This window comes from Paraburkholderia piptadeniae (assembly GCF_900007165.1).
GTDB classification, from domain to species: Bacteria; Pseudomonadota; Gammaproteobacteria; order Burkholderiales; family Burkholderiaceae; genus Paraburkholderia; species Paraburkholderia piptadeniae.
In genome coordinates this window covers 1-25,941 of record NZ_CYGY02000003.1, presented here as the reverse complement: position 1 = coordinate 25,941, position 25,941 = coordinate 1, and the positions used below count along the sequence as shown (strand labels likewise).

Below are 25,941 nucleotides of genomic sequence, written 5' to 3'. Positions count from 1 at the left end.
CGAGCCGCCGAGCCGCCAAGCCGCCAAGCAGCCGAGCCGTCGCTGTCCGCACGCGGACCCGCACCGGCACCGGCAAAAACGCATCTAACGGTCTGCTTCGCGCCCGTACCAATAAACGCACGGCGAGCTGTTGCATTCCCGAAAGAACGGGGGACGGGTCTGCAAGCCCGGTTTGATCGGCGTGACGCGTCGCAACATCCCTTCAAACGACCTGCGGAAAACGACCACGACAAATAAATTGCTGCATCGCACTAGCTTTTGCCTAGGGAAAACCCTATACTTCTTCTTAAGGGAAAACCCTAGATCACCATCAACCGGGAGTCGCCATGAACTATCTTTTCGCGCTGTTCCAAAAGGTTAGCGACCTCTTCGCGTCGCCTCACCTGCCTCTGGATTCGGATTACTCGTACGAAGCACGTCATCGCGAAGCGGAGCGTGTTCGCAAGTCGCAATCAACCCTGTTCGGCATCCGCCTGACCGACTGATTACTGATCACCGATCGGCCAGCCGTCGAACGAAAAGACGTTGCACTGCGCATGTCGCCGCCATCCAGAAGCGGCGAAATTCAAAAAGAACCCGGCCACGCCGGGTTTTTTGTTTTTGCGCTTCATGCCGCGACCGGCAATAGCCCAGTCCTGTAGCCAGGCCAGTTCGGTATTGCGCGGGACGTCACAATCCGTCGTCCATTATTTCGGGGCCGAAATGGATGTAACGGGCGATTCGCGCCAAGCCAGCCACGAAAACTATCGGAAGCGCGCTTAGCCTTGTGAAATCAGGGCTTGCCGCCCGCAAGCCCAGTTCGTTGATGCCTCCCGCTTTTGAAATGTGCGCTTACAAGTGCTCACGTCTATGAAAGGTCTGCGCCGCTAAAGTGGTTCTCAAGCGAACGGCGCGAATCTCAAACCAACCCGGTCGATTCAGCCCCCCTCGCAACGAAACTCGATAGGGAGAATAGTCATGAAGGCCTTGAACAAGACATCGCGTTCGATCATCGCGGCAGTGCTTGCGGGCGGCGCATTGCTGGGCGCTACCAGCGCCTTTGCGCAGCACGCACCCGTTTATGGGCAGCCGCACATGATGCCGGTGGGCGTGCAGATCAACGTCGGCTGGCACGGCGACCGCTACTGGGACGGCCACCGCTACTGGGCGCACGACGACTGGATGCGTCGTCACCCGCATGACCGCGATCCGTACCACGATCGCGATCACGGCCACCGTCCGCCGCCCCCGCGTTACTACTAATGCGTTGACGTCAGCCTGACGGCATCGGTTGGAGATGCCGCTTAGGCGAAAACAGGGCCGGCCGCTCGCAGGAGCGCGCCGGCCCTGTCGTATCCGGCGTCGGAAAAACGCGTGCTGCGCTATGCTTTCGTGCTTTGATCAGCGGCACAGCGCTAGCAAGGGGAATAAGGATTGAGCAAGCCAGTCGTAGGCGTGGTGGGAACGGGACTGATGGGCGTCGGCATCGCGACGCAGAGCGCGCTGCACGGCCACAGGACGATCGTCAACGACGTCGACCCCGCGCGGCTCGCCAGCGTCGCGGCTAAGGCACAAGCGGTGCTCGACGAGTTGATCGACGCCGGTTGTATCGATCAGCAGGCAAAAGCGGCGGCGCTTGCGAACATCGAAACGAGCGCGTCGATCGACGTAATGGCCGATGCGCAATTCGTAATCGAAGCGATTCCGGAAGTGCTCGAACTGAAGCATCGGCTTTACGGGGCGCTCACGGACATACTGCGCGAGGACGCGATCCTCGCGAGCAACACGAGCGGCTTTCCGCCCGACCAGTTGTCGGTGCCGCTGCGCGCGAAAGAGCGCTTTCTGATCGCGCACTACTGGAATCCGCCGCACATGATTCCCCTCGTTGAAGTGGTGCCGGGCAGCGATACGTCGCAAGACGTCATCGATGCGACTGTCGCACTGATCAACGCGACGGGCATGGAGCCCGTCGTGCTGTCGAAAGCGATTCCGGGCTTCGTCGGCAACCGTCTGCAGTTCGCGGTGTTGCGCGAAGCGCTGAACATCGTGCGCTCGGGCGCGGCGACACACGAAGTCGTCGACCGCGTGATGAAGGCGTCGCTGGGCAAGCGCTGGGGCATCGTTGGGCCGTTCGAAGGCGCGGACATGGGCGGCCTCGATACGTTCGTCGATATCGCGAGCCATCTGATGCCCGCGCTCGGGAAAGACGAAGACGTGCTTGATCTTATGCGCGAGCAGGTGCTGGCGGGACGAGTCGGCGTGCGCAGCGGCGCGGGCTTTTACGACTGGGACGACGCGCAGGCCGCGAAGGTGAAAGCGGGACGCCGGCGCGTGATCCAGTCGAATGGACAGAAGCACGGACAACGCTGAGTGGCGGCGCCGCGCATCGCGAGCCGGACGCAAGCGAGGCAAACGCAAGCGAACCAGACGCAAGCGAACCGGACGCAAGCGAACCGGACGCAAGCGAACCAGGCACAAGCAACCCAGACCGAAGCGAAACAAAGGAAGCGACATCATGTCGGACGTCTATTTCTACGACCCGGCCGCCGGGCACGGCCTGCCTCACGATCCGTTCAAGGCGATCGTCGCGCCCCGCCTGATCGGCTGGGTCTCGACGCGCGCGGCAAGCGGCCAGTTGAATCTCGCGCCCTACAGCTTCTTCGGCGCGTTCGCGACCTTTCCGTCGATCATCGGTTTTTGCAGCGAGGGCCGCAAAGACAGCATCCGCAATATCGAAGAGACGCGCGAGTTCGTCTGGAATCTCGCGACGCGTCCGCTCGCCGAGAAGATGAATCGCACGTCGGCGCCCGTTGCGCCCGACGTCGACGAGTTTCAGCTTTCGGGCCTCACGCCCGCGCAGGGACGCAATGTGTCGGTGCCGCATGTCGGCGAATCGCCGGCGGCGCTCGAATGCAAGCTGCTGCAAGTCGTCCAGTTGCACGACCTGAGCGGCAAGCCGATGGACAACTGGCTCGCGCTCGGCCAGGTGGTCGGCGTGCATATCCGCAGCGAGTATCTGAAAGACGGGCTGTTCGACACGCACGCCGCACAGCCGATCATGCGCGCGGGCTATCGCGCCGACTACGCGCAGATCGGCGACATGTTCCAGATGATCCGTCCGACGTCCTGACGATTCCCGCTTCAAATCATCGCGACGAACGCCACGTTCGTAGCAGCAGCGCGTTCGTCACGACGCTGACGCTCGAAAACGCCATCGCCGCGCCCGCGATCATCGGATTCAGCAGCCCGAACGCCGCGAGCGGAATGCCGATCAGGTTATAGACGAACGCCCAGAACAGGTTCTGCCGGATCTTGCGCCAGGTGCGCCGCGAGATGTCGATCGCATCGGCGACGAGCGCCGGGTCGCCGCGCATCAGCGTGATGCCCGCCGCGTGCATCGCGACGTCGGTGCCCGTCGCCATCGCGATGCCGATGTCGGCGGCGGCGAGCGCGGGCGCATCGTTGATGCCGTCGCCCGCCATCGCGACGACGCTCGAGGTACGGATCTTCAGGTCGTGCACGACGCGCGCCTTGTCGGACGGCAGCACCTGCGCGTGCACTTCGTCGATGCCGAGCGCGGCCGCGACGCTCCTCGCGCTGCCTTCGTTGTCGCCCGTGACGAGCGCGCTCGTCACGCCCATCCGCGAGAGCCGCTCGACGGCGGCGCGCGCGCCGGGCTTCAGCGTGTCGCCGAATGCGATCAGTGCGAGGACTTCAGCCGGTGCGTCCGCGTTGCCGCGCTTCATCAGCCACGAGACCGTGTTGCCCTGCGCTTCGAGCTCGTGTGCCCGCTGGGCGAGCGCGGGCGGCAGCGCGGCATCCCGTTCGCGCAGCCAGCGGCTGCTGCCGATCGCGACCGTTTCTCCGCCGATGTCCGCTTCCACGCCGCGCCCCGCGACGGCGCGCGCCTCGCCCGCTGCGGGCAGGGTGCTTGCGCTGGCCAGCGCTTCCGGTGCTGCCTCAAAGGCCTTTACGACCGCCTTCGCAAGCGGATGATCGCTATGCCGCTGCACGACGGCTGCCAGCGCGAGCGCATCCGCGCGGCCGATGCCCGGCGCCGCGTCGAAGGCCGTCACCGACGGCTGGCCGACCGTCAGCGTCCCCGTCTTGTCGAACGCGACCACGCGGATCTGATGCGCGATTTCGAGCGCCTGCGCATCCTTGATCAGCACGCCGTGACGCGCGGCGACGCCCGTGCCCGCCATGATGGCCGTCGGCGTCGCGAGACCGAGCGCGCACGGACACGCGATCACCAGCACCGCGACCGCGTTCAGAATGGCCGTTTCCGCGTCGTGCCCCGTGAGAAGCCAGCCCGTCAGCGTGACGAGCGCGATCGCGAGAATCGCCGGCACGAAGATTTCGCTGACGCGATCGACGAGCCGTTGAATCGGCGCTTTCTCCGCTTGCGCGGTCTCGACGAGCCGGATGATCCGCGCAAGCGTCGTTTCCGCGCCGATCGCCGTCGTCGTCACCGTGATCGCGCCCTCGCCGTTGATCGAGCCCGCCGTCACGCGGTCGTCCGGCTGCTTCGGCACGGGGAGGCTTTCGCCCGTGATCAGCGATTCGTCGATATGCGTGCGGCCTTGCAGCACGGCGCCATCGACGGGCACGCGCTCGCCCGGCCGCACGGCGACGACCATCCCGACGCGCACCTGCGCGAGCGGCACCTCGTGCTCCTGCATGCCGACGACGATGCGCGCGCGATCGGGCCGCAGCGCGTTGAGTGCGCGGATCGCATCGGTGGTCTGGCGCTTCGCACGCGCTTCGAGCCACTTGCCGAAGCGCACCAGCGTAATGACGACGGCCGACGCTTCGAAATAGAGGTGCATCGTGTCGCCGGGATGGAGCGCCATCTGATAGACGCTCACGCCATACGCCGCCGACGTGCCGAGCGCCACCAGCAGATCCATGTTGCCCGAGCCGGCGCGCACGGCCTTCCACGCGGCGCGGTAGAAGCGCGCGCCGAACGCGAACTGGACGACGGTCGCGAGCGCGAGTTGCAACGAGGCGGGCAGCATCGCGTCAAGGCCGAGCGGTTCTGCGACCATCGGGACAATGAGCGGCAGCGTCAGCAGCGCGCAGAGCACGACGGCGCCCAGCTCGCGGCGCACGGCCTGGCGCGCGAGGGCGTCCTTGTCGCGATCGACGGGCGCGGTGCCGGCGTCGGCTGCATCGGCGGCAAGAGGCGTCGCCTGATAGCCGGCTTTCGTCACAGCCGCAATCAGCTGGTCGATGCCGACCGCGCCGTTGGTCGTGACGGCGGCCTTTTCTGTCGCGAGATTGACGGACGCGGACGCGACGCCCGGCACCTTCGCGAGCGCCTTTTCGACGCGCAGCGCGCACGCCGCGCAGGTCATGCCGCCGATCGCGAGTTCCGCGCTCGTGGCTGCGGCATCGCTCGCGGACAGCGGCGCTTCGACCACGGGTTGCGCGTCGTAGCCCGCCTTGCGCACGGCCGCGACGAGGGCAGCGACGAGGGTATCGGCGGCAACGGAGGCGTCGGCCTCGACGCTGGCCTTTTCAGTCGCCAGATTCACCGACGCGCCTGAGACGCCCGGCACTTTCGCGAGCGCCTTCTCGACCCGCAGCGCGCACGACGCGCAGGTCATGCCGCGGATGTCCAGTTCGGCGGTTTTCGCGTCGACGTGGGAAGTGTCGGCGGCGCGCGGTGTGGCGAGATCGGTCATGGCGGCGAGGCTCCAGTTACGGCGCATAAGCGTCTAATGGAGCCAGTATTGACCTTCCCATGATGGGAAGGTCAAGGGCTGTCGGGAATCGGTAATTGCGATGTGGTCAATCGAGTTCGGGCGGCGCGGCCAGCATCGCATCGGCGACGGCGCGCTGCTCGTCGCTGTTGCGTTCGTTCAGCGCTGCGGCGGCGCCGCGCCGGTCGGCGGAAGCCTTGTTCTGGCTCAGCTTCCATTTGCCCGTCAGCTTCGCGATCTCGATCTCGATGCCGACGATCGCGCCGAGCATCTGCGAGATGTAGTCGGCGGGCGCGTCGCCCATTTTCCACGGCACAGGCTCGCCCGCTTCCATCTTGCGCGTGAGCCGCGCGACGAGGCCGCGCACGAACGCTTCATCGTCGCGCACCACGATCGGGCCGTGCGCATGGACGACCATGTAGTTGTACGTCGGCACCTGATGATGCGTTTCGTGCTTGCTCGGATACCACGTCGGCGAAATGTACGCGGTCGGTCCCTGGAAAATCACGAGCGCATCCGGCCGTTCGGCCACTTCCTGCCAGACGGGATTCGCCCGCGCGACGTGCGCGTGCAACGTGCCATGCGGACCTTTGCCGGCATCGAACTCGAACGGCACGTGGTTCGCGTCGAGCCCGTTCGGGCCGACCGTGACCAGCGATCCGAGCGGATAGTCGGTGATCAGCCGATGGAGAACTTCCAGACGGTTCTCTTCGAAATGGGCGGGAATGTACATGACTCGGCTCCGGGTAAAAGGCGGCGACGGCGATGCTCAGAAGTGTGCTCAGAAGCGCAACCGTATATCAAAATGCAAGGCAATGTTCACGTTCGTGCCTTATTGCTTGCCGCCGCGCCGCGGATAAGATAAAACCCGATCTCAGAAAAGCAATGTCAGGACAATGCGACGGGTTGACGCGAGCGGGGGCTCGGCGGACCCAGTCGGTCCTGACCCGAGATACATCCAGGACCGCGGTTCATCCAATGATAAAAAATCGCCGAGAACAGTTTCCGTTTCATCTGGCCTGCGCGGCGCTCGCAGGCGTCGCATTCCTTGCCGGCTGCTCGTCGACTCCCATTGTGGCGCCCAAGCCCACTGGATGGATCAAGGACGAGGTTGCCGATTCCTACGTTTTTGCGTATCCGCTCGTGCTGATGGGCACGGCGCGCGATGCCGCCGTCGGCACGGGCCCGGGCCAGGCGCCCATCAACACGGTGCGTCACGGGACGGCGCTGCCGCCCGTCGGTGCGCACAATCCGCCGACGCCCGGCATCGACACGCTCGACTCGACCGCGTGGCTCGACGTCGGCGACGAGCCGGTGATCGTGTCGCTGCCCGCGTCGCCGGGGCGCTACGTCGATGCGCGCGCGCTCGACATGTGGACCAACGTGCTGTGGTCGACGACGGATTCGCAGGGCGCTTCCCGCGCGGCGGGCATCAAGGCGCAGACAGTCGCGTTCGCGAAGCCCGACTGGAAGGGCGATCTGCCGAAGGGCGTGAAGCGCATCGACGCGCCGACCCGCAACGTCTGGCTCGACGTGCGCATCCAGACGAACGGCGCGCACGACCTGACAGCCGTGCGCAAGGTGCAGCGCGGCATTCGCGTGGCGCCATTGAGCGTCTATACGGGTGACGCGTCACCGGCTTCCGTCGCGCCGCGCAGCCTGTCCGCCGATACGGGCGCGTCGGGCTCGCCCGCCGACCAGGTCGCCGCGCTCGATGCGAAAGGCTTCTTCGATCGCGTCGCGCAACTGCTGCCCGACAATCCGCCTTCGCCCGCTGATCCGCATGCGCTCAAATTTCTCGCGGACCTCGGCGTGCAGCCGGACGACCCCGTCGAGTTGCCGTCGACGGCGACCGATGCGATCGCGGGCGGTCTCGCGGACGGCCGTGCGCGCGTCGCGACGCCGCCGACCAACATGGTGATGGGTAACGGCTGGAGCTGGTTTGGCGACGGGGTCGGCAACTACGGTCCCGACTATGCGTTGCGCGCGTATGCCGCTTATGCGCAGCCGGGCATTGGTACAAAGGACGACGAAGTGCGCGCGAGCGTGTCGCTCGATAGCGACGGCCACGCGCTGAACGGCGCGAACCGCTACGTGATGCACTTCGCGCCGAAGCAGGTGCCGCCCGTGCGCGGCTTCTGGTCGGTCACGGCTTACACGAAGGACGGCGCGCTCGGCGAAAGCGCGCCCGCGTATGCGGCCGTCGGCGACAAGGCGGGTGTGCGGCGCAATCGCGACGGCTCGATCGACGTGACGGTGTCGTCGGTGCGGCAGCGCAAGGCGGCAAACTGGCTGCCCGCGCCGCGCGGCGATTTCCAGCTTGTGCTGCGTCTCTATGCGCCGAAGCCGGAAGCAAGCGATGGCACCTGGGCGCCGCCCGCTGTCGTGCGTCAATGAGCGAATGAACGTGTCGGCCGCATGACGGCAACGCGGTCGTGTATGGGGCGGGAGTAGGTGCTAAAGCACTAACTCCTGCCGACAGCTAAAGCGGCAACTCTGGTCGACCGCTTTGCGTGGGACCGGAGTACGCCGCTAAAGCGGCAACTCTGGTCGACCGCTCTGCGTGGGACCGGAGTACGCCGCTAAAGCGGCAACTCTGGTCGACACGAACACGGTCGTTCGACGGGCATCCGCGCCTTTACACTTTCTCACCTTTATTTACCTGCAACGGTCGGCATTCCCATGACATTTGATGGTTTGCCCGAAGTACACGACGTATACTTTGGGCAAGCTGAATCTTCGTCACAGCGGCGAGCTTTGCGCCGCACTACCCGCGACCGAGCATGGCAAGCCCCACCAAAGCAACACTCATTTCTTCCATCCAGACTGTCCGCGAAGTCGCGCAAGGGCGACGCGCCCGGCGCATCGTTCTCATCCTGTTCATCGTGGTGGCCGTATTCGGCCTGCTCGGTTTTTTCGCCGCGCCACCGCTGATTCGCCACATCGCCGAACAGCAACTCAGCGAGCAGCTGGACCGGCCCGCCACCATCGGCCACATCGCGCTCAATCCGTACACGCTCAACTTCGAAGCGGACCGCGTGCATATCGGCGAACGCGGTGGCAAGGGCGATTTCGTCGATATCGAACGGCTGATCGTGCGCACATCGTGGAGCTCGATTTTCCGGCTCGCGCCCATCGTCGACGAAGTGCATCTGGACTCGCCGCGCTTCACGATCGTCCGCTATGACGCGCAGCGCTTCAACTTCAGCGACCTGATCGAAAAGTTCGCGAAGCAGCCGTCGAAGCCCGAGAGCAAACCCGCGCAGTTCTCGATTTCGAACATCCGGATCGAGAACGGCAAGATCACCTTCGACGACCGCCTGCTCGGCGTCACGCACATCGTCGATCAATGGCGGCTCGGCATTCCGTTCATCGCGACGCTGCCTTCGAAAACCGATATCTTCGTCGAGCCGTTGCTGCGCGCGCGCATCGATGGCAGTCCGCTTGCCATCGACGGCCGCACGAAGCCGTTCGCGAAGTCGCGCGAGTCGGAAGTGTCGCTGCGCTTCCAAGGGCTCGACGTGCCGAAGCTGCTGTCCTATTCGCCGGCGAAGCTGCCTGTCACGGTGCAGGCGGGCAAGCTGTCGAGCGATCTGAAAGTCAACTTCGTGATGGCGGGCGATGCGCCGACGCTGCGCATCACCGGGACGACCGATCTCGCCGACATCGACGTGCTCGACGAGCACAAGGCGCCGTTCTTCGCGGCGCGCTCGCTGCATGTGGCGGCGGCCACGCTCGAGCCGCTCAAGAGCGGCTATCACTTCGACGATATCCGTCTCGATGCGCCCGACGTGCATCTCGCGCGTGACAAGAACGGTATCCTGAGCGTCCAGCACACGTTCGCTCCAGCGCCCGCAGCCGGCGCGCCGAACCAGGCCGCGAGCGCGCCGGCAACGGCATCCGCACCCGCATCCGCACCCGCGTCCGGCACGCAGGCGAAGCCGGAAGCAGCAAAGGCCGCGCCGCCCATCGACTTGCAGATCAAGCGCTTCGCGCTCACCAACGGCACCGTCGACGTGCAGGACGAAGCGGCGTCGCGACCGGTGTCGGCGGGGCTGACCGATCTCGCCGTGTCTCTCGACGACTTCTCCACGCTCGGTAAGACGCCCGCGCGCTACAGCGTCAACAGTGGCCTCAAGAACCAGCCGAAGAGCGCGCTCGCCGTGACGGGTAATCTGACGCTCGCCGCGAAGACGGCCGATGCGAAGATCGATCTGAAGTCGGTGTCGCTGCCTGTCGCGCAGCCGTATCTCGACACGGTGACGGCGGCGAAGCTGGTCGACGGAACGCTCAGCGTGCAGACGAACCTGACGGCGAACTGGTCGAAGGAGCCCATCGATCTGCAGATCGGCGAAAGCCAGATCGCTCTGCAATCGGTCAAGGTGGCGTCGGCGGGCGAGAAGCAGCCGGCCATCGCGATCGCGGACGGCAAGGCGAGCGTGAAGCACGTGGACCTGCCGGGCCGCAAGGCGGAAATCGACGGCGTGGACCTGACGGGCCTGTCCGTCGATGCGCAGCGCCTGAAGGACGGCACGATCGATCTCGCAGCGCTCGCCGGCCCGCCGCACGAAGAGGTGCGCGAGCGCACCGTGATTCACGCGGCGAAGAAAGCATCGCAGGAAGGGCCGGCCTGGCGTTACAGCATCGGCGAGCTGAATCTGAAGAACTCGTCGGCCACGTTCACCGACAACACGACCGCGCGTCCGGTCAAAGTCGTCGTGACGCCGCTGCAACTGAAAGTGCAGAAGATCAGCGAGGACATGAGCCACGCGCTGCCCGTCGAGTTGCAGGCGACGGTGAACGGCAAGGGCACGCTCGGCGTGACGGGTGACGTGACGGCGACGCCGCTCAAGCTCGGGCTGAAGATCAACGCGAACCGGCTCGATGCCGCTGCGTTCGAGCCATACTTCGGCAGCAAGTTGAACGCGACTGTCGCGAGCGCGCTGCTCAATGCGAACGGCGAAGTGACGATGGCGCAGGAAGAGAAATCGAAGGGCGTGCGCGCGACGTATCACGGCGACGCGGCGCTCGTCGACGTGCGGATGATCGACAAGGCGACGTCCGACCCGTTCGCGGGCTGGCGCTCGCTTGCGCTCACGGGCCTGAAGGCGAATTACGACGCGCATGGCATGGATGTCGATGCGGCCAAGGTCACGTTCGCGAACTTCTACGGCCGGGTGCTGCTCGATGCGCAGGGCAAGCTGAATCTGAAAGACGTGGTCGCGCAGCAGCCGGGCGAGCCGCAATCGCTCACGCGCGAGAAGAACCCCAAGGGTCGTGAGCCGATTCCGCTGAGCCCGCCTGCCGCATCGGAAGCGCCGGTTGCTGCTGCACCGGCTGCGGCGCCGTCCGCCGCGTCGGCTGCTGCGCCGGTTGTGGCATCGGCTGCCGCGCCGGCTGCGGCTTCGGCTGCTTCCAGCGCGGCCGTGACGGTGACAGGGACGCCGCAAAATCCGGTGCGCCTGCACTTCGGCCAGCTCGTCTTGCAGAACGGTCGCGTCAACTACACCGACAACTTCATCAAGCCGAACTACTCGGCGAACCTGGTCGCGATTCAAGGCACGGTTGGCGCGTTCGGCACGGACTCGAAGCAGCCGGCGCCCGTCGATGTGTCGGCGAAGCTCGCGGCCAACGGACCGATCACGATCCGCGGCTCGGTCAATCCGCTGATCGCGAAGCCGTCGCTCGATCTGACGGCGACGGCGCACGACATCGAACTGACCAACCTCACGCCGTACTCGGCGAAGTACGCGGGCTATCCCATCACGAAGGGCAAGCTGAACGTCGATCTGCACTATCAGCTCGCGAATGACCAGTTGACGGCGAACAACCACATCTTCATCGACCAGCTGACATTCGGCGATCACGTCGACAACGACACGGCGACCAAGCTCCCTGTGCGGCTTGCAATCTCGCTGCTGAAGAACTCGCGTGGCGAGATCGACGTGAATATTCCCGTGTCGGGTTCGCTGAACAATCCGGAGTTCAGCATCGGCGGACTGATCTGGCATGCCGTGCTGAACCTGCTGCAGAAGGCCGTGACGGCGCCATTCTCGCTGCTCGCGCACGCGTTCGGCGGCAATGGCGAGGAACTCGGGTATGTCGAGTTCGATGCCGGGTCTGCGGCGCTTTCAGACGCGTCGCAGAAGAAGCTCGACACGATCGTGAAGGCGCTCGCCGACAAGCCGTCGGTGCGCATCGAGATCATCGGGCGCGTCGATCCCGCCGTCGATCAGCCCGGGCTGCGCACCGCGTATGTCGATCGGCTCGTGCGTCAGCAGAAGATCAAGGATGTCGTGGGCAATGGCGAGAGCGTCGACCCGATGAGCGTCAAGGTCGACGACAAGGAATACGAGAAATACCTGACGAAGGCCTACAAGGATGCCGACTTCAAGAAGCCGCGCAATTTCGTGGGCCTGACGAAGACGCTGCCCGATGACGAAATGAAGGCCGCGCTCGCCGAGCACGCGCCCGTGACGGATGCGAGCTTGCGCGATCTCGCGCAGCGGCGTGCGCAGGCGGTGCAGCAATACTTCGAAGGCAAGATCGACAGCAGCCGCGTGTTCATCGTCGCGCCGAAGCTCGATGCGTCGGGGATCAGCGACAAGGGCGCGACGACGCGAGTCGATTTCGGCCTTAAATAAGGCGTCGGCGCTGTCATGTGCCGATGGCGTCGCCGGTCGTGTGCCGGCGATGCTTCACGAGCACGCGGCCAGTGACAAGCGGTTAGCGACACGCACGCTCACGTGCACACGCGCACGACGCGCCGCGCGCAAACCAGCATCGCGTCAGGCGGCGCGTGTCGGCGCCGCTGTTGTCTTCAACGCCGTCTGTTCGATCACCCGCGCGAGCGTATCGAACGCGGGACCGATGCCCTCGTTCGGCACGCACGCGTAGCCGAGCAGCAGACCGCGTCGCGCGGGCGTCTCGCTGTTGTAGTACGACGCGAGCGGCCGCACGATCACGCCGGCATCGTATGAAGCTGCCGTCACTTCGCGGTCGTCCGCGTGATCGGGCAGGCCGAGCACCAGATGCAGCCCCGCTTCGTCGCCCATCACGGGCAGCGTGTCGCCGAAGCGCGCGGTGATCGCATCGATCAGGATCTGGCGGCGCTCGCCATACAGTGCCCGCATGCGCCGCACGTGCGATGTCAGATAGCCGTCCATGATGAACTCGGTCAGCACGGCCTGTTGCATCAGCTGACCTTCGCGATACAGCTCGGCGAGCCCCGTGCGAAACCTGTCGACGAGATGTTCCGGCGCGATCATGAAGCCGATCCGCAAGCCCGGAAACAGCATCTTCCCCAGACTGCCGACGTAGATCACCTGGCCCGCGTCGTCGAGCCCTTGCAGCGACGCGAGCGGCCGGCTGCCGTAACGGAACTCGCTGTCGTAATCGTCTTCGATGATCCACACGCCGTGCTGCCGCGCGTATTCGAGCAGCGTGCGGCGGCGCGCGAGGCTCATCACCATGCCGAGCGGATATTGATGCGACGGCGTGACGAGCGCGATGCGCGGCGGCGATTTCAAATCCGGCTCGCGCGGATTGAGCCCTTCGTCGTCGACGGGCACGGGCACGAGCGTCAGCCCCGACGCTTGCAGCACGCTGCGCGCGCCCCAATAGCACGGCTCCTCGACCCACGCGCGGTCGCCGACATCCGTCAGCAGCCGCACGGCGAGATCGATCGACTGATGGATGCCCGTCGTGATGATGATCTGATCCGGCGTGCACTTCGCCGAGCGCGCGACCCGCAGATAGTCCGACAACGCCCGCCGCAGCGGACGATAGCCGCCGCCCGGCGCATACGTCAGCAGATCGGGGTTCGCCTGCTTCCACAGCTTCGACTGCAGGCGGCTCCATGTGCGCGCGGGGAATTCGGAGACATCCGGCACGCCCGGCATGAACGCGCCCCATTGCCTCGCCGACACGCCCGCCTTGCGGATGAGTTGCGAGCCGCGCATCGACAGGCCGCCGCGCGCCGGTGCGCCGGATTGCGGTGGCGCCGTGCCCGTGACGACTCCGACGGGGCCACTTGCTGCGCGTGGCGCCGTGCGCGCGTTGACGGCGGCCGTATCCGGACGTGTGTCGGCGACATAGGTGCCGCTGCCCGTTGTCGAGATCACATAGCCTTCGGCCGTGAGCTGGTCGTAGACGTGCAGGACCGTGTTGCGTGCGATGCCGAGATCGCCGGCGAGCGTGCGCGAGCTGGGCAGCTTCGCGCCGGGCGGCAACTGGCCCGTCAGAATGGCCTGCTGCATTAGCCCGAGCACTTGCCGGTAGACGGGTTCGGCGGCCGTCCGGTCGAGCCGCGCGGCGAGCCAGTCCGACAGGATCACGGTGTCCAAGTGGTTCTATCCGGAATTATGAAATGGTTCCCTATTGTAGAACCGTAAGCGGCTATAGTGGATCACGCAATCGATGCGATTCTGCGCGATGAGTGGAACCATCTGGGTAGAAACCCGTAGGTGCGACGGCAGGCCATGGAGACGGACACGATGAGAACCGAAGACGTAATCGTCAGCTTTCGGGGTGTGCGCAAGACGTATGACGGCGAGACGCTCGTTGTCAAGCAACTCGATCTCGACATCTATCAGGGCGAATTCCTCACGCTGCTCGGGCCGTCCGGCTCCGGCAAGACGACCTGCCTGATGATGCTCGCGGGCTTCGAGTTTCCGACGGGTGGCGAGATCTGGCTCGACGGACAGTTGCTCAACAACGTGCCGCCGCACAAGCGCAACATCGGCATGGTGTTTCAGAACTACGCGCTGTTTCCGCATCTGACCGTCGAGCAGAACGTCGCGTATCCGCTGACCGTGCGCAAGCTGGCCGCCGACGAACGCGCGCACAAGGTCAACAACGCGTTGAAGATGGTGCGCATGGAAGGCTTCGCGAAGCGTTATCCGGCGCAATTGTCGGGCGGCCAGCAGCAGCGCATCGCGCTGGCTCGCGCGCTCGTCTTCGAGCCCAAGCTCGTGCTGATGGACGAACCGCTCGGCGCGCTCGACAAGCAGTTGCGCGAGCACATGCAAATCGAACTCAAGTCGCTGCACGAGAAGCTCGGCGTCACGTTCGTCTACGTGACGCACGATCAGGGCGAAGCATTGACGATGTCCGATCGCGTCGCCGTGTTCGACAAGGGCATCGTGCAGCAGCTCGATACCGTCGATCGCCTCTACGAATCGCCGTGCAACGAGTTCGTCGCGAACTTCATCGGCGACAGCAACCGGCTGCGCGGCACGGTTGCGAATGTCGACGGCGACTACTGCGAGTTTCACCTGATCGACGGCACGCGGCTCGTCGGGCGCAATATCGGTGGCGCGAAGGCGGGCGCGCAAGGCATCGCGTGCATCCGGCCCGAGCGGATGAAGCTCGCGGCAGGCGCGTCGAAAGCGGGCGCGAACGCACTCGCAGGCGAAGCGCGCGGTCTCATCTATTTCGGCGACCACGTGCGCATGCGCTGCCGTCTGCCGGAACAGGACGAGTGCTTCGTGAAGGTGCCGCTCGGCACGGAAGCGCTCGAAGGCTTCGCGCCAGGCGCGCCTGTCGCGCTCGAGTTCGCGCCGGAGCATCTGCGCGTGTTCGCGTGAGCATCAGCATTGACGAGAAACACAAGAACGTCCACGTCGTAAGCAGCACTCATCACACCATCACACACGGAAGAGGAACCACCATGAAGAAGATCGTGCAATCGCGCTGTGCCGTGGCTGTCGGCGCATTCGTCCTCGCATTCGGCGCGGCGGCGACGAATCAGGCGAACGCGGCGGAACTGACCGTCGTGAACTTCGGCGGCGCGAATGGCGACGCGCAGAAGGCGGCCTTCAACCAGCCGTTCGAAGCGCAAAACGGCGCGAAGGTGACGGCCGTGGAGTACAACGGCGAGCAGGCGAAGGTGAAGGCGATGGTCGAGGCGAAGCACGTGAACTGGGACGTCGTCGAAGTCGAATCGGGCGACCTGGGCCGCGGCTGTGACGAAGGCCTGTATGAAAAGCTCGACTGGTCGAAGCTCGGCAAGAAGTCGGATCTGATTCCCGAGGCGCCGCAGACGTGCGGCGTCGGCATCTTCGTGTGGTCGACGGCGATGGCGTACAACGCCGACAAGCTGAAGACGGCGCCGGCAAGCTGGGCTGACTTCTGGGACACGAAGAAATTTCCGGGCAAGCGCGGCATGCGCAAGGGCGCGCGCTACAACCTCGAGTTCGCGCTGATGGCCGACGGCGTTGCGCCGAAGGATGTCTACAAGGTGCTCGCGACGAAGGAAGGCCAGGACCGCGCATTCAAGAAGCTCGACGAACTGAAGCCGAACATCCAGTGGTGGGAAGCGGGCGCGCAGCCGCCGCAATTCCTCGTGGCGGGCGACGTCGTGATGTCGACTGCCTATAACGGCCGCATCGATGCCGCGCAGAAGGAAGGCAAGAACCTGAAGGTCGTGTGGAACGGCAGCATCTACGACCTCGACTACTGGGCGATGCCGAAGGGCACGCCGAACAAGGCGCTCGCCGAGAAGTACATCGCATACACGATCTCGTCGAAGCCGCAGCAGGAATACGCGAAGCACATCGCGTACGGCCCGGTGAACGAATCGGCCATCAAGTCGCTCGACGCGAAGACGCTCTCGAATCTGCCGAACTCGCCGACCAACGGCAAGAACGCGGTGCTGCAGAACCTTACGTTCTGGACCGATCACGGCGACGAGCTGGAGCAGCGCTTCGCGTCGTGGGCGTCGAAGTAAGCAGCAGGAGAATGCGATGCGGCTTCTGTTGAAAGAGGCCGCATCGCAGCAGCACTGAAGTGACGTCAGGCATGGAGAAACGTGTGACGACGATGACGATCGCCGCCGACTCGGCCCCCGAGTCGGCGAACAAACTCAAGCGCGAACTGAAGGCTGCGGAAGCGAAGAAGCGCGCGATGGCGCTGCTGCTGATCGCGCCGCTCGCGATTTTTCTGCTGATGATCTTCGTCGTGCCGATCGGCGCGCTGCTCACGCGCGCCGTGCAGAACCCGGAGATCGCGACGGCCCTGCCGCATACCGTGACGGTGCTGCGCGACTGGGACCGCAAATCCGCGCCCACCGACGCGGCATACGCCGCGCTCGCCACCGATCTGACGGCCATCGCCGACGGCGAAGCGATGGGCGCGCTGGCGCGCCGTCTGAACACGGAAATCCCCGGTTATCGTTCGCTCGTCGCAAAGACGGCGCGCGCGATGCCGCTGAACGACGATGCGGGCCACGCGCTGCCACCCGGCCAGATGAAGGCGAAGATCCTCGAACTCGACGAGCGCTGGGGCGACGTGAAGTACTGGCAGGCGATCGCGAAGAACGGCGGCACGTATTCGCCGTTCTATCTGCTCGCCGCGCTCGACCACAAGCAGGACGCGTTCGGCCACATCATTCCCACCGATCCCGAGCAACAGATCTATCTCGCCGTGTTCAGCCGCACGTTCGTGATCGGCTTTGCCGTGACCGTGTTCGCGTTGCTGCTCGGCTATCCGCTCGCGTACTGGATCTCGACGCTCAATGAACGGCGCGCGAATCTCGTGATGATCCTCGTGCTGATTCCGTTCTGGACATCGATTCTCGTGCGCGTCGCCGCGTGGATCGTGATTCTGCAAAGCGAAGGGCTCGTCAACAAGGCGCTGCTCGGCACAGGGCTGATACACGATCCTTTGGCGCTGCTGTTCAACCGAGTCGGCGTCTATATCTCGATGACGCATATCCTCTTGCCGTTCATGATCCTGCCGCTCTACAGCGTGATGAAGTCGATTCCGCCGAGCTATCAGCGCGCGGCGATCTCGCTTGGCTCGCATCCGTTTGCGGCGTTCTGGCGCGTGTACGTGCCGCAGACGTATCCGGGCGTCGGCGCGGGCGCGCTGCTCGTGTTCATCCTCGCGATCGGCTACTACATCACGCCGGCGCTGCTCGGCGGACCGAACGACCAGATGGTCAGCTACTACGTCGCGTACTTCACGAACGTGACGATCAACTGGGGCATGGCGTGCGCGCTCGGCGGTCTGCTGCTCGCGGCGACGCTCGTGCTGTATGTGATCTACGGACGCTTCACGCGTTCTCAAGTGAGCCTCGGCTGACGCAAGGAGAGCACGCGATGAAACTGGCCAAACCGATGTTCGCGCCGCACACGTCGATGATCGAGCGCGTGTGGTACTTCACGTTGCGCGGGCTTGCCGTGCTGACGCTGCTGTATCTGATCCTGCCCGTGCTCGCGATCGTGCCGCTGTCGTTTTCGTCGAGCACGTTCCTCGTCTATCCGATTCCGGGCTGGTCGCTGCGCTGGTATCAGAACCTGATCGCTTCCGACGAATGGCGGATGGCCGCGAAGAACAGCTTTATCGTCGCGCCGTCCGCGACGGTGTTCGCGACCGTGCTCGGCACGCTCGCGGCGATCGGGCTGACGAAGGCGAACTTCAAGGGCAAGGCGCTGTTGATGGCAGTGCTGATTTCGCCGATGATCGTGCCCGTGGTGGTGGTCGGCGTCGGCATGTATCTGTTCTTTGCGCCGCTGGGGCTCGCCAATACGTATATCGGGCTGATCATGGCGCATGCGTCGCTGGGTGTGCCGTTCGTCGTGACGACGGTGGCCGCGACGTTGCAGGGCTTCAACTACAACCTCGTGCGCGCGAGCCTGTCGCTCGGCGCGAACCCGGTGAAGACCTTCTTCAACATTACGTTGCCAGTCATTGCGCCGGGCGTGATCTCGGGCGCGCTGTTCGCGTTCGCGACGTCGTTCGATGAAGTGGTCGTCACGCTGTTCCTCGCGGGCGCGGATCAGACGACGCTGCCGCGTCAGATGTTCACGGGCATTCGCGAGAACATCAGCCCGACGATCGCCGCGCTCGCGACGATCCTCATTGTGTTTTCAACGTGCCTGCTGCTGGCGCTCGAATGGCTGCGCGGGAGGAATGCGGCGCGGGCGGTGGCGGTTTAGCGCTGCTTGCTCGCGGGTTGCGTGCCGCTGTGCCTCGCACGACGCCCAACGCTTTGACAAACGTTCACAACCCAGGTTGAACGCTGTTGTACAACCCACGCTGATCCCATGAGTGGCGTCAACGAAAGCGGGGTTACAGCATCGTCATGGACCCGCTCCAACAAATGCAGTACAAACCTGGGAAAACTATGGAACACGGAATCATTGCGTGGTTGATCATCGGCTGCGTGGCGGGCTGGCTCGCCAGCGTGCTCGTGGATGGCGGCGGCTTCGGCGTCCTGATCGATATCGTCGTCGGGATTGCGGGCGCGTTTATCGGCGGCTGGTTGTCGGGCGTGCTGCATGTCTCGCTCGGCAACGGATGGATCGGCTCGGTCGCCACGGCATTTGTCGGCGCGGTCATCCTGCTGTTCGTCATCCGGCTGATCAAGCGCCGGTGACGTTGCGGCGTGGCGTGGGCGGCGTGCGGGACGGCCGTTGCTGCGTCGGTCACCGCCTCGCCGCCTGATCCACAGGCGCAACGGGCGTCATGCCGCCTAACGCCTGAAACAGCGCAGCCGTATCCGCAAGACGATCGCCCTGAGCGCGCGTCCGGTCGATCGCCGTCTGCAACGCCTGGCGTTGCGTATCGATCAAGCCGAACTGGCTGACACCACCCGCCGCATACCGCGCCTGCGCGATCTTCATACTCGCTTGCGCCTCCGATGCCGCTTCGTCGCGCGCCTGCAGTTCATGCGCATCGTCGTTCAATGCATGCAGCGTATCGGCGACCTGTTGCAGCGCCTGCAGCACGGTCTGCCGGTACGATGCGAAAGCTGCGTCGTAAGCGGCTTGCGCCGCGCGCTTCTTCGCGTGCAGTTCGCCGCCGTGAAAGATCGGCTGCGTCAGATTCAGGCCGATGTTCCAGATGTTCATGCCATTGACGATATCTTCGATGCGCGTGCGCTCGGAACCCACACCCGCCGACACCACGAATTGCGGATAAAGATTCGCCGTCGCGACGCCGACGTTCGCGCTCGCCTGATGCAGCAACGCTTCCGATGCGCGGATATCGGGGCGTTCGCGTGCGAGCGTCGACGGCAGCGTGACGGGCACGGTATCGGGCAAATGCAGCGCGTCGAGCGTGACATCGTCGAAATCCGCTTTCGACGGCGCCACGCCGAGCAGAATCGCCAGTTGATGATCGGCCTGCGCGAGCTGCGTCGCGAGCGGCGCAAGCTGTGCGCGCGTTTGTGCGAGCAGCGTGCGCTGCGTGCGCACGTCGAGTTCCGCGACGCCGCCCGCCGCATAACGTCCTTCGATAATCTTCAGCTGCTGCGCCTGTGCATCGGCGAGCTGCTCCGTCAGCGCCAGTTGCTGTTGCACCGAAGCGCGTCGGATCGCCGTCGATATGACATTGCCCGCGAGCGTTAGACGCGCGGCATCGAGTTCATACGTCTGATAGTCGACCTGCGCGAGCAGCGCTTCGAGCGCGCGCCGGTTGCCGCCGAAAACATCGAGCACATACGACACGCTCACCGACGCATTGAACAGCGTGAACGGCCCGGGATTCGGCACGTTCGGAATGCCGAACGCAGCGGGGTCGACCTTCTGACGCGCGCCGGAAAGCTTCGCGTCGATCGCGGGAAACTGCGTCGCGCCCGCTTGTGCGACATAGTTTTCGCGCGCTTCGACGAGCTTCGCGCGCGCTTCGTCGAGCGTCGGGCTTTGCTGTAGCGCTGTATCGACGAGACGGTTCAGCGCGTCGGAATGAAATTGCGTCCACCATGTCGGCAACGCGTGATCGGCGGCGACGAGCGTTTGCGTCGCGCCAGCGGCCTGCGTGGAAGCAGGCAGCGCTGCGCGCGTATAGGACCGCGCATCGGGCGCGGATGGCGCATGAAAATCCGGGCCGACGGCGCAACCGCACAGCAGGAGCGCAGTGACGAGGACGCAGCGTTTCATGATCGAGTCCTCCTAGTCGAGCGTGCGCCGGTAGAAGCGCACCGCGATCGCCAGCACGATGACCGTGAAGATCGCGACGGGCCATACGGAAGGCCACAGGTCCACCCAGCCGTTGCCCTTCAGCAGAATGCCGCGCACGAGGCGATTGAAGTACGTGAGGGGCAGCAGATTGCCGATCCATTGCGCCCACACGGGCATGCCGGCGAACGGAAACATGAAGCCCGACAGCAGCAGGCTCGGCAGGAAGTAGAAGACGGTGAGCTGCATCGCCTGCAACTGGTTCTGCGCAATCGACGACAGCGTGATGCCGACCGTCAGGTTCGCCGCGATGAAAAGCAGCGCGGCTACGTAGAGCGCAATCAGGCTGCCGACGAACGGCACGTGAAAGACGTAGCGCGCCGCCGTGAGAATGATCGACGACTGCACGAGTCCGATTGCAATGTACGGCACCAGCTTGCCCGCAATCACTTCGAGGGGAAGAACAGGCGTCGCGAGCAGATTTTCCATCGTGCCGCGCTCGCGTTCGCGCGTCATCGCGAGGCCCGTCATCATCACCATCGTCAGCGTGAGGATGGTGCCCATCAGCCCCGGCACGACGTTGTATTGCGTTATGCCTTCGGGGTTGTACAGCTTGTGGATCTGCACGTCGAACGCGGCGGGCGCGCCGTTCAGATGCGCGAGCGGTCCCGTGATGTCCTTGTCCGCGACCGATTGCACGAGACCGGGCAGCGCGGCGAGGGGCGCTTGCGTCGCCGTCGGATCGGTTGCGTCGGCTTCGACCAGCAGCGCGGGCCGTTCGCCGCGCAACAGCCGCCGCGAGAAATCGACTGGGATCGACACGACGAACTGCACGTTGCCTTGCGCGAGCGCATGGCGCCCGGCTGCATCGTTGGGCAGCGTTTCGACGATGTCGAAGTAGTCGGAGTTCTGCATCGCCGCGACGAAGCTGCGCGAGAACGGGCTGTCGTCGCTGACGATGACGGCCGTGCGCAGATGCTTCGGGTCGGTGTTGATCGCGAAGCCGAACAGCGCGAGCTGAAGAATCGGCAGGCCGACGATCATGCCGAACGTGATGCGGTCGCGCCGCAACTGGATGAATTCCTTCAGCACGATGCCCCACCAGCGCGTGACGGAAAAGAATCGGTTCACGATGGCTTGCCTGGCTGCGCGTAGTTGTCGGTCGAGCGGCTCATCATGTAGATGAACACGTCTTCGAGCCCTGTGTCGATCGGCTCGATATGCACGGACATGCCGGACGTCGCCTGCCGGATGGCCTTTTCGAGCGCCGCGTGGTCGTGGCCGCTCGCATGCAGCGCGGAACCGAACACGACGGTCTGATCGACGCCCGGCGTGTTGCGCAACCGTTCCGATAGCTCGGTCAGACGCTCGCCATGAATCGCCCAGGTGGCGAGCGCCTGCGATTCGATCACCTGTTGCGCGGTGCCTTGCGCGAGCAGTTTGCCGTACGCGATATACGCGAGCTTGTGGCAGCGTTCCGCTTCGTCCATGTAGTGCGTGCTCACCAGCACCGAAATACCTTGTGCCGCGAGACGATGCAGCTCTTCCCAGAAGTCGCGGCGCGCGGTGGGATCGACACCCGCCGTCGGCTCGTCGAGCAGAAGAAGCCTCGGCTCGTGCAACATGCACGCGGCTAGCGCGAGCCGCTGTTTCCAGCCGCCCGACAGCGCGCCCGTCATCTGGCCCGCGCGCGTTTGCAGCCCGAGCGTTTCGAGCGCGCGGTCGACTTTCTCCTTGCGGTTCTTCATCTGATAGATGCGCGCGACGAAATCGAGGTTCTCGCGAATCGTCATGTCGTCCCAGTACGAGAAGCGCTGCGTCATATAGCCGACATTGCGCTTTATCTGCGCGCTCTCGCGCACGATGTCGTAGCCGAGGCACGTGCCGCTGCCGGAGTCCGGCGTGAGCAGTCCGCACATCAGGCGGATCGACGTCGTCTTGCCGCTGCCGTTCGGTCCGAGAAAGCCGAAGATTTCGCCGCGCGCGACCTGCAGCGTCACGTCGTTGACGACGTGCCTGTCGCCGAAGTGCTTGTTCAGGTTGTGCACGTCGATGGCAAGCGTTCCGTTCTGCGTGTTCATCGCAAGCTCACCGAAACGGGTTGGCCGGGATGCAGGCGCGGCGCATCGTCGACGGAAGGGCGCGCTTCGATCATGAACACGAGTTTCCCGCGGCTCTCGTTGCTGTAGATGACGGGCGGCGTATATTCGGACGAACTCGATACATAGGTGATCGTCGCATTCACGTCCGACGCGCAGCCGTCGCAATGAATGGTCAGCGCGCGGCCGGGCTGGAGCGAGCCGACCAGCGTCTCCGGCACGAAGAAGCGCACCTTCACGTTCTGCGGCGGCAGCATCTGCACGACGGGGCTGCCCGCCTGCACCCATTCGCCGACGCGATACAGCGTGTCGTACACACGGCCTTTCGCGGGCGCGTTCACGCGCTTCTGGTCGAGCTTCCATTGCGCCTGCGCGACGGCTGCCTGCGCCGCGTCGACTTGCGCCGCCTGCGCGGCCAGTTGCTGCGAGCGGCCGGGCAGGCGCGCGACATCGACTTCATGCGTGAGCTCACGCACCTGGGCGTTGGCGGCATCGGCGGCGGCGCGCGAATCGTCGAGCTGTCCCTTCGGAATGCCGCCCACGCGATACTGCGCTTCGTCGCGCGTCAGTTGCAATGTTGCCTTGCGCGCATTCGCGATGGCCTGCGCGAGCTGCGCTTTGGTCACGTCGATTTCGGGCGGGCGCTTGCCCGTCTGGATGTCCGCGAGCTGCGCGCGGGCCGCGGCGAGCTGTTGCTGCGCCTGTTGCAGCGCGGCCGCTTCGTCGACGGATTCGAGCGCGAATATGGGTGCATTCGCCGCGATCTCGTCGCCGCGAGCGACATCGAGTTGCGTCAGCTTGCCCGATTGCGACGAGCCGAGATACACGAATTCGCCTTCGACGTAGCCTTGCCATGTGTTGTCGTTGCGATGCGAGCATGCGCCGAGCGCGCTGCATGCGACGAACGCGATGAACACAACGAATAGCCGCAGCGTGCTCGCGGATGAACGGGACTGCGTCATGGCCTGGACCTCGTGGTGGCGCGCCGCGTGGTCTTGCGCGCAGTACGGGCATTAGGGACGTTGGGTGCTTTGTCGGCGGTGGTTGCGGGCGGACGCATGCCGCCCAGCAGCAACGCCGTCGCGTGCCGCTGCAACGTCTCGCGGTCGATCGCGCGAAAGCCGCGAATGCTTTGCCACACCTTCGCGGCCGCTTGCGGCAGCATCACGAGCGCGAGGATCGAGTTGAACATCAGCAGGGGATCGAGCTCGGCATTCACTTCGCCCGCCTGCTGCGCCTGCATGATGCGTGCGCCGAAGCGCTTGATGTTGTCGAACGGGATGCGCGTGAGCATGCGCTCGCGCAGCATGCCGCCTTCGTTGATGACCTCGCGTAGCCACAGCGGCGGCAGCCACGGCATGCGGCGCGTGACGTCGAAAAGACGCGTGACGAGGTCATCGACCATCGCGAACGGATCGGCATTCGAATCGTCGCCGGCGGCGCTCCACACGAAGCTGATGGACGGCGCAAGCCGTTCTTCGACGATCGCGTCGAGCAGCGTTTCGCGGTTCGTGAAGTAGTAGTGCACGAGCGCGGAAGTGACGCCCGCGCTCGTGGCGATCTGCGCGACGGTGGTCGCCGCGATGCCGCGCTCGGAGAAAAGGCGCGTGGCCGTGTCGAGCAGATGCTCGCGCACGTCGAAGTTCTCGACGACGGGGCGCCGGCCGCGCGGTTTGGCCGGTGGACGCTTCGGGTTCATGAGACGCAAGCTTAATTGACGAGTTAGTTAAATTCAAGCGGGTTTACCTGAGGTGCGACGCGCTGCCTCGCGCTAGGCGACTATCCGCGAAAGCCAGATTTTGCCTGGCTGATTTACTTTTTTATGCGCGCGGTATTTATCGGCGTTCCAGATAACATTCGAATTGAATTCGCAATGAAGAATGCAGAATATTCCGCAGACTGGATGCGTCAATAATGAATTAGAATCTTCATGTAAAGAGGCGTGCGGGATTTGTCAGGAGTCCGCGAAATTGACGAGCGCGCGATCAAAAAGATATCTGGAGAACAGGCGTTGGCTTCTATATTAATCGTGGACGATCATCCTGCATTTCGCCTTGTTATCAAGACTCATCTATTGCAAATGCTCGGTACGCAGGAAGTATTTGAAGCGGACAACGGTCAGGCTGCAATGGAAATGGCGCGTCAATTCGCACCGGATCTCACTATTCTCGATCTGGATATTCCGCGAATAAATGGCCTCGATGTTCTTTCCCGTCTGAAAGCCGCGCATCCCGGCATGCGCGTGCTCATTCTGTCGAGCCACGATGCCGCCACTTTCGTTACCCGCGCGATGCGGGCAGGCGCGCAGGGTTTTGTCAGCAAGTCTCAGGACGTGAAGGAAATCATGCGCAGCGTGGAGGCGGTGTTGTCGGGCTATAGCGTGTTTCCCGTTGTGCCTTCCATGAACGGTTCCGGCTCCGCCCATGCCGTCACTGAAGCCAACAAGCTCGACATGCTGTCCGACAAGGAGCTCGTGATTTTGCAGATGCTGGCCAAAGGCATGTCCAACAAGTCGATCGGCGACGCGCTCTTCATCAGCAACAAGACGGTCAGCAGCCACAAGACCCGGCTGATGAACAAGGTGGGCGTCCAGACGCTCGTCGAGCTGGTCGATTTCGCGCGGCGGTGTGGCATCACGGCCGCGCAGCAATGACGCCGCTTCCCATGTGCACCGCATTCGACTGCACGCTGCGCGCGCGAATCGATGCCCTCGCGCTAGGCGATCACGTCGTTGCGCGCGACGTGACGTGTGCGCTGATTGAGACGAATCGCGCAACGCTAGTGTTCATGATGGCGGCCCGCCATAGCGAAGCATGGGACGACCTGGGCCGTGCCGCCCATCGCCTCGCCGGTTCGCTCGGGATGCTGCAATGCAGCCGCGAAATCTCGCTGGCGCGGCGCCTGGAGCGCGCGGCGTTCGAGCGCGATGCGCTGACTATCGTCGCGCTGCTTCCATTCGTGGCGGAAGTGGTCGATCAACTGAACGAACAGCTCAACGGATTGTTGACCTCGCCGGCATGACCGGCGAATGGACGCCGTGTGCCCTTGTGCCTATCATCCCGCATCCGGCAATAAATACTTGTTAGCGCAAAGGCAGGCATTTTCTCCTGCACAGACAAAATCGCGCTCTATACTGGTCATTAGCCCGAAGTTCCTCCCTTTCTTGTAGTCATCACGCGGTCGCAAGTCCGCGTGATTGCTGGGCACTGGCGCCATTAGGGCGTTTTTATTGGCTCAATAATGTAGTCACTAAAA

At 64.3% G+C, this 25,941-nt stretch carries 22 protein-coding genes; 13 read left to right on the top strand and 9 right to left on the bottom strand.

The annotated features are described in order from the left end of the window. Nucleotides 1–326: 326 nt before the first annotated feature. Nucleotides 327–485, top strand: a complete 159-nt coding sequence (locus tag BN2476_RS47115) for a hypothetical protein (RefSeq protein ID WP_012403599.1) — start codon at nt 327–329, stop codon at nt 483–485. On the opposite strand, the gene BN2476_RS49245 is transcribed toward BN2476_RS47115, so the two are convergent. Then, the gene (locus BN2476_RS49245; RefSeq protein ID WP_268957844.1) at nt 486–611 is read right to left on the bottom strand and encodes a hypothetical protein; all 126 of its coding nucleotides are present in this window, start codon (nt 609–611) and stop codon (nt 486–488) included. It lies immediately after the preceding gene. Nucleotides 612–957: 346 nt separating this feature from the next. Here BN2476_RS49245 and BN2476_RS01060 point away from each other — a divergent pair, with 346 nt between their 5' ends. From BN2476_RS01060 to BN2476_RS01050, 3 genes are all read left to right on the top strand, one after another. Further along, nucleotides 958–1,242 (top strand): hypothetical protein, encoded by a 285-nt coding sequence (locus BN2476_RS01060; protein WP_087732312.1) that lies wholly within the window; start codon nt 958–960, stop codon nt 1,240–1,242. Nucleotides 1,243–1,413: 171 nt separating this feature from the next. After that, nucleotides 1,414–2,349: a 3-hydroxyacyl-CoA dehydrogenase family protein gene (locus tag BN2476_RS01055; protein ID WP_087732311.1), complete on the top strand. Its 936-nt coding sequence runs from the start codon at nt 1,414–1,416 to the stop codon at nt 2,347–2,349. Nucleotides 2,350–2,494: 145 nt separating this feature from the next. After that, nucleotides 2,495–3,109, top strand: a complete 615-nt coding sequence (locus BN2476_RS01050) for a flavin reductase family protein (RefSeq protein ID WP_087732310.1) — start codon at nt 2,495–2,497, stop codon at nt 3,107–3,109. A 16-nt stretch (nt 3,110–3,125) separates the two neighbouring features. Here the strand turns inward: BN2476_RS01050 and BN2476_RS01045 are convergent, their stop codons facing one another. Together BN2476_RS01045 and BN2476_RS01040 are read right to left on the bottom strand one after the other, a co-directional pair. Then, nucleotides 3,126–5,666: a heavy metal translocating P-type ATPase gene (locus BN2476_RS01045; protein WP_087732333.1), complete on the bottom strand. Its 2,541-nt coding sequence runs from the start codon at nt 5,664–5,666 to the stop codon at nt 3,126–3,128. Between the two features lie 106 nt (nt 5,667–5,772). Next, a complete protein-coding gene (locus BN2476_RS01040) occupies nt 5,773–6,417 on the bottom strand; it encodes an FMN-binding negative transcriptional regulator (RefSeq protein WP_087732309.1) in 645 nt (214 codons plus the stop codon). Nucleotides 6,418–6,662: 245 nt separating this feature from the next. Between BN2476_RS01040 and BN2476_RS01035 the strand changes: the two genes are divergently transcribed. Next, nucleotides 6,663–8,081, top strand: a complete 1,419-nt coding sequence (locus tag BN2476_RS01035) for a DUF1254 domain-containing protein (protein WP_087732308.1) — start codon at nt 6,663–6,665, stop codon at nt 8,079–8,081. Between the two features lie 386 nt (nt 8,082–8,467). After that, a complete protein-coding gene (locus BN2476_RS01030) occupies nt 8,468–12,328 on the top strand; it encodes a DUF748 domain-containing protein (RefSeq protein WP_087732307.1) in 3,861 nt (1,286 codons plus the stop codon). A gap of 144 nt (nt 12,329–12,472) precedes the next feature. Here BN2476_RS01030 and pdxR read toward each other — a convergent pair whose 3' ends face one another. Continuing rightward, a complete protein-coding gene (gene pdxR / locus BN2476_RS01025) occupies nt 12,473–14,029 on the bottom strand; it encodes a MocR-like pyridoxine biosynthesis transcription factor PdxR (protein ID WP_087732306.1) in 1,557 nt (518 codons plus the stop codon). Between the two features lie 150 nt (nt 14,030–14,179). Between pdxR and BN2476_RS01020 the strand changes: the two genes are divergently transcribed. The 5 genes from BN2476_RS01020 (at nt 14,180) to BN2476_RS01000 (ending at nt 19,065) form a co-directional block, all read left to right on the top strand. Next, nucleotides 14,180–15,271, top strand: coding sequence for an ABC transporter ATP-binding protein (locus tag BN2476_RS01020; RefSeq protein WP_087732332.1), 1,092 nt, complete (start codon nt 14,180–14,182; stop codon nt 15,269–15,271). Between the two features lie 83 nt (nt 15,272–15,354). After that, the gene (locus tag BN2476_RS01015) at nt 15,355–16,413 is read left to right on the top strand and encodes an ABC transporter substrate-binding protein (protein ID WP_087732305.1); all 1,059 of its coding nucleotides are present in this window, start codon (nt 15,355–15,357) and stop codon (nt 16,411–16,413) included. A 92-nt stretch (nt 16,414–16,505) separates the two neighbouring features. Then, nucleotides 16,506–17,768, top strand: a complete 1,263-nt coding sequence (locus BN2476_RS01010) for an ABC transporter permease (RefSeq protein ID WP_173819572.1) — start codon at nt 16,506–16,508, stop codon at nt 17,766–17,768. A 17-nt stretch (nt 17,769–17,785) separates the two neighbouring features. Then, a complete protein-coding gene (locus BN2476_RS01005; RefSeq protein WP_087732304.1) occupies nt 17,786–18,625 on the top strand; it encodes an ABC transporter permease in 840 nt (279 codons plus the stop codon). A gap of 188 nt (nt 18,626–18,813) precedes the next feature. Beyond that, on the top strand, nt 18,814–19,065 hold the full coding sequence (locus BN2476_RS01000; protein WP_087732303.1) for a GlsB/YeaQ/YmgE family stress response membrane protein: 252 nt from the start codon (nt 18,814–18,816) through the stop codon (nt 19,063–19,065). A 49-nt stretch (nt 19,066–19,114) separates the two neighbouring features. Here the strand turns inward: BN2476_RS01000 and BN2476_RS00995 are convergent, their stop codons facing one another. Genes BN2476_RS00995 through BN2476_RS00975 form a run of 5 tightly spaced genes read right to left on the bottom strand, consistent with a single transcriptional unit; the run spans nt 19,115 to nt 24,385 of the window. After that, the gene (locus tag BN2476_RS00995; RefSeq protein ID WP_087732302.1) at nt 19,115–20,569 is read right to left on the bottom strand and encodes an efflux transporter outer membrane subunit; all 1,455 of its coding nucleotides are present in this window, start codon (nt 20,567–20,569) and stop codon (nt 19,115–19,117) included. A gap of 12 nt (nt 20,570–20,581) precedes the next feature. Then, nucleotides 20,582–21,718 (bottom strand): ABC transporter permease, encoded by a 1,137-nt coding sequence (locus BN2476_RS00990; protein ID WP_087732301.1) that lies wholly within the window; start codon nt 21,716–21,718, stop codon nt 20,582–20,584. Further along, nucleotides 21,715–22,668, bottom strand: coding sequence for an ABC transporter ATP-binding protein (locus tag BN2476_RS00985; protein ID WP_087732300.1), 954 nt, complete (start codon nt 22,666–22,668; stop codon nt 21,715–21,717). The genes BN2476_RS00990 and BN2476_RS00985 overlap by 4 nt, the downstream gene beginning before the upstream one ends. Then, on the bottom strand, nt 22,665–23,648 hold the full coding sequence (locus BN2476_RS00980) for an HlyD family secretion protein (protein ID WP_087732299.1): 984 nt from the start codon (nt 23,646–23,648) through the stop codon (nt 22,665–22,667). The genes BN2476_RS00985 and BN2476_RS00980 overlap by 4 nt, the downstream gene beginning before the upstream one ends. Continuing rightward, nucleotides 23,645–24,385, bottom strand: coding sequence for a TetR/AcrR family transcriptional regulator (locus BN2476_RS00975; RefSeq protein ID WP_087732298.1), 741 nt, complete (start codon nt 24,383–24,385; stop codon nt 23,645–23,647). Before BN2476_RS00975 ends, BN2476_RS00980 begins: the two co-directional genes overlap by 4 nt. A 312-nt stretch (nt 24,386–24,697) precedes the next feature. On the opposite strand from BN2476_RS00975, the gene BN2476_RS00970 reads away from it, so the two are divergent. Continuing rightward, nucleotides 24,698–25,339 (top strand): response regulator transcription factor, encoded by a 642-nt coding sequence (locus tag BN2476_RS00970; RefSeq protein WP_087732297.1) that lies wholly within the window; start codon nt 24,698–24,700, stop codon nt 25,337–25,339. After that, the gene (locus BN2476_RS00965; RefSeq protein ID WP_087732296.1) at nt 25,336–25,707 is read left to right on the top strand and encodes an Hpt domain-containing protein; all 372 of its coding nucleotides are present in this window, start codon (nt 25,336–25,338) and stop codon (nt 25,705–25,707) included. Before BN2476_RS00970 ends, BN2476_RS00965 begins: the two co-directional genes overlap by 4 nt. The last annotated feature ends 234 nt before the right edge of the window (nt 25,708–25,941 follow it).

What these genes read in the sequence shown, in the direction of transcription:
- BN2476_RS01045 (WP_087732333.1), bottom strand. Translation starts at nt 5,666, where the DNA reads ATGACCGATCTCGCCACACCGCGCGCCGCCGACACTTCCCACGTCGAC.
- BN2476_RS01040 (WP_087732309.1), bottom strand. Translation starts at nt 6,417, where the DNA reads ATGTACATTCCCGCCCATTTCGAAGAGAACCGTCTGGAAGTTCTCCAT.
- BN2476_RS00995 (WP_087732302.1), bottom strand. Translation starts at nt 20,569, where the DNA reads ATGAAACGCTGCGTCCTCGTCACTGCGCTCCTGCTGTGCGGTTGCGCC.
- BN2476_RS01000 (WP_087732303.1), top strand. Translation starts at nt 18,814, where the DNA reads ATGGAACACGGAATCATTGCGTGGTTGATCATCGGCTGCGTGGCGGGC.
- BN2476_RS01035 (WP_087732308.1), top strand. Translation starts at nt 6,663, where the DNA reads ATGATAAAAAATCGCCGAGAACAGTTTCCGTTTCATCTGGCCTGCGCG.
- BN2476_RS01030 (WP_087732307.1), top strand. Translation starts at nt 8,468, where the DNA reads ATGGCAAGCCCCACCAAAGCAACACTCATTTCTTCCATCCAGACTGTC.
- BN2476_RS01010 (WP_173819572.1), top strand. Translation starts at nt 16,506, where the DNA reads ATGACGATCGCCGCCGACTCGGCCCCCGAGTCGGCGAACAAACTCAAG.
- BN2476_RS00985 (WP_087732300.1), bottom strand. Translation starts at nt 22,668, where the DNA reads ATGAACACGCAGAACGGAACGCTTGCCATCGACGTGCACAACCTGAAC.
- BN2476_RS01005 (WP_087732304.1), top strand. Translation starts at nt 17,786, where the DNA reads ATGAAACTGGCCAAACCGATGTTCGCGCCGCACACGTCGATGATCGAG.
- BN2476_RS00975 (WP_087732298.1), bottom strand. Translation starts at nt 24,385, where the DNA reads ATGAACCCGAAGCGTCCACCGGCCAAACCGCGCGGCCGGCGCCCCGTC.
- BN2476_RS00965 (WP_087732296.1), top strand. Translation starts at nt 25,336, where the DNA reads ATGACGCCGCTTCCCATGTGCACCGCATTCGACTGCACGCTGCGCGCG.
- BN2476_RS01060 (WP_087732312.1), top strand. Translation starts at nt 958, where the DNA reads ATGAAGGCCTTGAACAAGACATCGCGTTCGATCATCGCGGCAGTGCTT.
- BN2476_RS01015 (WP_087732305.1), top strand. Translation starts at nt 15,355, where the DNA reads ATGAAGAAGATCGTGCAATCGCGCTGTGCCGTGGCTGTCGGCGCATTC.
- BN2476_RS47115 (WP_012403599.1), top strand. Translation starts at nt 327, where the DNA reads ATGAACTATCTTTTCGCGCTGTTCCAAAAGGTTAGCGACCTCTTCGCG.
- BN2476_RS49245 (WP_268957844.1), bottom strand. Translation starts at nt 611, where the DNA reads ATGAAGCGCAAAAACAAAAAACCCGGCGTGGCCGGGTTCTTTTTGAAT.
- BN2476_RS01050 (WP_087732310.1), top strand. Translation starts at nt 2,495, where the DNA reads ATGTCGGACGTCTATTTCTACGACCCGGCCGCCGGGCACGGCCTGCCT.
- BN2476_RS01020 (WP_087732332.1), top strand. Translation starts at nt 14,180, where the DNA reads ATGAGAACCGAAGACGTAATCGTCAGCTTTCGGGGTGTGCGCAAGACG.
- BN2476_RS00980 (WP_087732299.1), bottom strand. Translation starts at nt 23,648, where the DNA reads ATGACGCAGTCCCGTTCATCCGCGAGCACGCTGCGGCTATTCGTTGTG.